Origin of the sequence: Bacteroides cellulosilyticus DSM 14838 (assembly GCF_000158035.1) — a bacterium.
Lineage (GTDB): Bacteria > Bacteroidota > Bacteroidia > Bacteroidales > Bacteroidaceae > Bacteroides > Bacteroides cellulosilyticus.
This window is the reverse complement of the sequence record NZ_EQ973491.1, coordinates 61,443-63,055: the sequence shown is the minus strand read 5'-3', so window position 1 is coordinate 63,055 and position 1,613 is coordinate 61,443. Positions and strand designations below refer to the sequence as shown.

The following is a 1,613-nucleotide window of genomic DNA, read 5'->3' as shown; positions in this document are numbered from 1 at the left end:
CCTGAAGATTTTGGACGAATACCTGAACAGAGATAACCGTATGATTTATACCCTCTGCAAACCTTATGAATATTTTTGGAGTAACCTGAATTCACGCGTTAACTGGACAGGTGATGCCGTTGACCGCGCCTCAGCTTCCATCAAAGGATTGGTACCTACCGGAGGAAGTGGTTATAACAATCAGAAGTGGGCTTGCGAACGCTATGTGAACGATACCTATGAAAGCTACGACTACCCCATCATCCGCTACGCAGAAGTTCTGTTGAACTATGCAGAAGCCGTATTCGAACGGGATGGAGCTATCTCTGACGAGGATCTGAATCTATCTCTCAACTTGGTTCGTTGCCGCATCAACGCCAAAATGCCTAAACTAACCAATGCATTTGCCAGCACTCACGATCTGGATATGAGAACTGAAATTCGCCGCGAACGTACCATTGAATTATTCAACGAAGGTTTCCGTATAGACGACCTGAAACGTTGGAAGACAGCTGAAACGGAAATGCCGCAAGATTTCCTGGGTATCAGATGGACAGGTACAGAGTTCCAGAACAAATGGCCGGGCGTTACCAATGAAAGAAACAGCGACGGTTTCATCATCCTGGAGTCAGGACGTAAATGGGAAGATAAGCACTATCTTTACCCATTACCTACCGACCAGTTGCAGTTGAACCCGAATCTGAAACAGAACCCGGGTTGGGGAGAATAAATCAATGTTTTTCATTCATAAAAAGAAGATAACAACATGAAGAATAGAAATTCTATATATCAAGGCTTGAGCCGGGTATCCATTGGGATGCTGGCGGCCTGCATGACTCTGACTGCATGTGATAAGGATCAAGAATTTACTCCTGCCATGCCCGAAGCCAAACTGATTAACGGCATCACGTTTAAAGTCAGTGAAAACCTGCCGCTTGCCATTGGCATGGACTCTACTATTGTTTTTGCGATTGATGCTCCCGAAGAACTGGAAGATCGTTCCATTATCTGGAAGTCAACCGATGAAACTGTCGCCAAAGTTTCGCAGCAAGGTACTATTACCGGTATAGCCGAAGGTACGGCCATCATTAGTGTGACTCCCGCTATAGGTTTCGGTCCATCAGCCTCAGTGACGGTCAATGTAATACCCGAAATCATAAAAGCTACCGATATGACGTTGGTCAATCCGAAAGAAGGAGAAGATATTTATGAGACAGACCGAATTCAGTTGGAGGCATCCATCCTTCCGGCTAATCATACCTACTCTTATCTGACATGGGCAAGCAGTAACCCAAGCATCGCTACAGTATCAGAAAATGGCCTGGTAAACTGTCTGACGCCGGGCAAGGCAATCATTACAGCTTACACACACGACCGTAGTGGTGTATCTGCTTCTTATGAGCTGAATATCAAAGAGTACATTCCGGTAGAAAGTGTCTCTATCTCTGCTTTGACAGAACCGCTTTGTATCTCTCGCGGCCCGGTTCAGTTGGATGTTGCTTACACACCGGCCAACGCTACCACAGGTTCAGTAGACTGGACTTCAAGTGACGAAAACATTGCTACGGTAGATTTGGGTGTTGTAACACCAAAGGGTTTCGGAACTGCTACTATTACGGCAACTTGTAAGGCAA

At 45.8% G+C, this 1,613-nt stretch carries 2 protein-coding genes; both read left to right on the top strand.

Translation table 11 applies throughout. The annotated features are described in order from the left end of the window. Positions 1 to 709: RagB/SusD family nutrient uptake outer membrane protein (locus tag BACCELL_RS12595; protein WP_157133920.1), on the top strand; the 709-nt coding region annotated here is incomplete at its 5' end. 36 nt (positions 710 to 745) lie between these two features. Next, positions 746 to 1,613 (top strand): Ig-like domain-containing protein (locus BACCELL_RS12590; RefSeq protein ID WP_007212188.1); only part of this gene is annotated, 868 nt, incomplete at its 3' end.